3 protein-coding genes and 1 tRNA gene are annotated in these 3,483 nt (G+C 71.2%); 2 read left to right on the top strand and 2 right to left on the bottom strand.

Annotation, left to right across the window (positions count from 1 at the left end):
- Nucleotides 1-50 precede the first annotated feature (50 nt).
- Together E2E34_RS32620 and E2E34_RS32615 are read left to right on the top strand one after the other, a co-directional pair.
- Nucleotides 51-677, top strand: coding sequence for a response regulator transcription factor (locus E2E34_RS32620; RefSeq protein ID WP_138905448.1), 627 nt, complete (start codon nt 51-53; stop codon nt 675-677).
- Between the two features lie 29 nt (nt 678-706).
- Nucleotides 707-779, top strand: a tRNA-Gly gene (locus tag E2E34_RS32615).
- A 46-nt stretch (nt 780-825) separates the two neighbouring features.
- Here the strand turns inward: E2E34_RS32615 and E2E34_RS32610 are convergent.
- Both E2E34_RS32610 and E2E34_RS32605 read right to left on the bottom strand, forming a co-directional pair.
- Nucleotides 826-1,725, bottom strand: a complete 900-nt coding sequence (locus E2E34_RS32610) for a phosphoribosylaminoimidazolesuccinocarboxamide synthase (protein ID WP_138905447.1) — start codon at nt 1,723-1,725, stop codon at nt 826-828.
- 81 nt (nt 1,726-1,806) lie between these two features.
- Nucleotides 1,807-3,315: a N,N-dimethylformamidase beta subunit family domain-containing protein gene (locus E2E34_RS32605; RefSeq protein ID WP_138905446.1), complete on the bottom strand. Its 1,509-nt coding sequence runs from the start codon at nt 3,313-3,315 to the stop codon at nt 1,807-1,809.
- Nucleotides 3,316-3,483 lie beyond the last annotated feature (168 nt).

Here is a 3,483-nt window from a genome sequence, read left to right as displayed (position 1 = left end):
GGGCGGTTCCGGCTGACGGCCGAGGTGCCGCTGGTGCGGGAGGTGCTGGGGTGAGTGATTCCGCCGTACGACCGGTGCGGGTGCTGCTCGCCGACGACGAACATCTGATCAGGGGCGCGCTGGCGGCGCTGCTCGGGCTGGAGGACGACCTCGTCGTCGTCGCCGAAGCGGCCACGGGTCCCGAGGCGCTGGCGATGGCACGGGCCCACCGGCCTGATGTCGCCGTGCTGGATCTCCAGATGCCGGGCGTCGACGGTGTGAGTGTGGCCACAGCCCTGCGCGAGGAGCTGCCCGACTGCCGCTGCATGATCGTGACCAGCCACGGGCGGCCCGGACACCTGAAGCGGGCGCTGGCGGCGGGGGTGCGGGCGTTCGTGCCGAAGACCGTCAGCGCGCAGCGGCTGGCCGAGCTGATCCGGAGCGTACGGGACGGAAACCGGTACGTGGACCCGGAGTTGGCGGCCGACGCGATCTCCGCCGGGGACTCGCCGCTGACCGCCCGCGAGGCGGAGGTGCTGGAACTGGCGGCGGACGGGGCGCCGGTCATGGAGATCGCCGAGCGGGCCGCCCTGTCGCCGGGAACGGTGCGCAACTACCTGTCCTCGGCCGCCTCGAAACTGGGCGCCGAGAATCGTCATGCGGCGGTGCGGCTCGCACGCGAGCGAGGTTGGGTATAGTGGGCATCGCACACGGCAACACAGTGCATGCGGACGTAGCTCAGTTGGTAGAGCGCAACCTTGCCAAGGTTGAGGTCGCCAGTTCGAACCTGGTCGTCCGCTCAGTGAAGAAGGCCCCGGTCGTCACGACCGGGGCCTTCCGCGTGTTCTAGGTCCAGCTCGTGCCGGTGAGCAGCTCGTACGCCTCCAGGTACTTCGCCCGGGTCGCGTCGACGATCTCCTGCGGGAGGGCGGGCGGCGGCAGCTCGGCCTTGCGGTCCCAGCCGGAGGCCGGCGAGGTCAGCCAGTCGCGGACGTACTGCTTGTCGTACGACGGCTGGGCGCGGCCCGGCTCCCAGGTGGCGGCGGGCCAGAAGCGGGACGAGTCCGGGGTCAGGACCTCGTCGGCGAGGATCAGCTCGTCGCCGTCGAAGCCGAACTCGAACTTCGTGTCGGCCAGGACGATGCCCCGGTCGCGGGCGATGTCACGGGCCCGGTTGTAGACGGCGAGGGTCATCTGGCGCAGCTGGGCGGCCGTCTCGGCGCCGACCTGGCGCGCCACTTCCTCGTAGCTGACGTTCTCGTCGTGGTCGCCCACGGCGGCCTTGGTGGCGGGCGTGAAGATCGGGGCCGGAAGCTCCGAACCGTCCGACAGGCCCTCGGGGAGAGCCAGACCGCAGACCGTGCGGGACGCGTTGTACTCGACGAGGCCCGACCCGGTGAGGTAGCCGCGCGCCACGCACTCGACCGGGACCATCCTCAGGGACTTGCAGACGAGGGTACGGCCGGCCCAGTCGGCCGGGGCTCCGGCGGGGAGCTCGGTCGAGATCACATGGTTCGGGGCGAGGTCCGCGAGCTGGTCGAACCACCAGAGCGACAGCTGGGTCAGGACCCGGCCCTTGTCGGGGATCTCGGTGGGCAGCACCCAGTCGTACGCGGAGATGCGGTCGCTGGCGACCATCACGAGGTCGCCGGCCTCGTTCTGGTAGAGGTCACGCACCTTGCCCGTGTGGAGGTGGGTCAGGCCCGGGAGCTGGAGCGGCTCGGGCTTTTCTACGAATCCGGACACGGTTCCTCCGCGTAGGTTGATCCAGGAGCGCTTCCGATTCTCCCGTATGCAGGGCGTGGGTGCTGGGGCGGGGTGTGCGGGTCAGTCGCGTTTGCAGATGCGGTCCAGGAGGTTCGCCGTCGCGCGCTGGATGCGGGGGTCCACGTGACCGGGGCGGTCCAGGGCCGGAGACCAGGCGAAGGTGCCGGAGGCGAAGACCAGGGCGCCGCTGGGGGCCCGGTAGAGGGACGTCTCCTGGTGGCGCAGCGCGCCTTCGCCGTCCCGGTAGGGGGAATGGGCGAGCAGGATGCGGCCCTGGTGCTCGGGGAGCGCCGTACGGGGGAAGTACCGGTCGGCCTCGCCGGCCACCAGGCCCTCGATCTCGTCGTTCTCGTGGGCGCCGGTCGAGTCCCAGAGCCAGTGGTCCGCGTTCCGTACGACCAGGGGGCTCGGCTCCGGGACCCTGCCCGCGTACTGGATGCCCAGCAGCTGCTGCTCCGGGCGGTCGATCTCGCGCCAGAGGGCGGGCTTGCCGGGGGCCCGGCGTTTTCGGCAGGTGAGGAGGCGGTCGGCCGTACCGGAGGCGGACGGGGCCAGCTCCACCTGCCAGTACATCGTGTTGGCGGAGAGGAACACGAGGGACGTGCCCGACTCGCGCGCCAGCTCGGTCGTGCGGCGCATGGGGACGGACCAGTACTCGTCGTGGCCGGGGAACACCAGGCCCCGGTAGCGGGTGGGGTCGACGCGGCCCGCGTGCAGGTCGCGGGCGTCCGCGTAGGCGAGGTCGTAGCCGTAGCGCTCGGCCCAGCGGATGAAGTCGTACGCGTGGCCCACGTGGAGGGGAAGCCCGGCGCCGGCGTACGGGCGGTCGAAGGAGACTGTGGTGGCCGCCTCCTCCTCGCCGAGCAGGCGGCCCATTCTGTCCCACGCGTGGTAGAGGCTGGCGCCGGTGCGGCCGTCCTCCGGGTAGAGGTTGTACGCCTGCCAGGTGATGTCCGGCAGCAGGAGCAGCAGGTCGGCCGGATGGCTGTCGCGGACGGTGAAGGGGATGTGGGAGCGGTAGCCGTCGGCGGTGGTGAGCACGGCGACGTACGCCCCGATGTTCCAGAAGTCGGGGATCTGGAGGCGCCAGGACAGCCACCAGTGGTGGCAGGAGACGGTGCGGTCGGCGGTGAGCGGGGCCGGCTGGACGATGCCGGCGAGGCGGGGGCTGGTGGTGATCTTCGCAGCGCCGTCGCCGCCGTAGTGGCCGATCCGGTAGATGTCGACGGAGAACTGCTGGGGCGGGTCGACGGTGATGTGGAAGTCGATCGCCTCGCCGGGGGCGGCGGCGCCGGGAGACGCGAAGCCCTTGATCTGCTGGCGTACGTCGTCCGCGGTGCGGGGGCCGCCGGTGGAGGCGGAGCGGCGCTGCGGGAGCCGGGCGCCGGTGACGGGGTCGCGGTGGTCCGCGCCCTCCGTGGGCTCGGCGTACCAGGGGATGACCTGGCCGCTGTCGCCGAAGTAGTGCTCGCTTCCGCGCAGCCAGGGCAGTGGGCCCTGGCCGAAGGGATCGGACACGGCATGCGCGAGGGCGCCCGATTCCCAGCGCCGGTTGAACTCGTCCCCCATGCCGCTTCCCTCCCTCTAGCCCCCGAGACAACTGTGATGCGCCACTTGTCAGCTACTGGCTACCAGCACATCACATAACGCACGCACTCCGTCACCGTTCGTCGCGAATTGACGTTAACGGAACGTCTGGCTCCGGTAAGCGGGGGGCGTGATAGGGGGCGTGTGAGG

The sequence above is a fragment of the Streptomyces albidochromogenes genome (assembly GCF_005981925.1).
Taxonomy (GTDB): Bacteria; Actinomycetota; Actinomycetes; order Streptomycetales; family Streptomycetaceae; genus Streptomyces; species Streptomyces albidochromogenes.
This window is presented reverse-complemented; position numbering and strand designations above follow the sequence as displayed.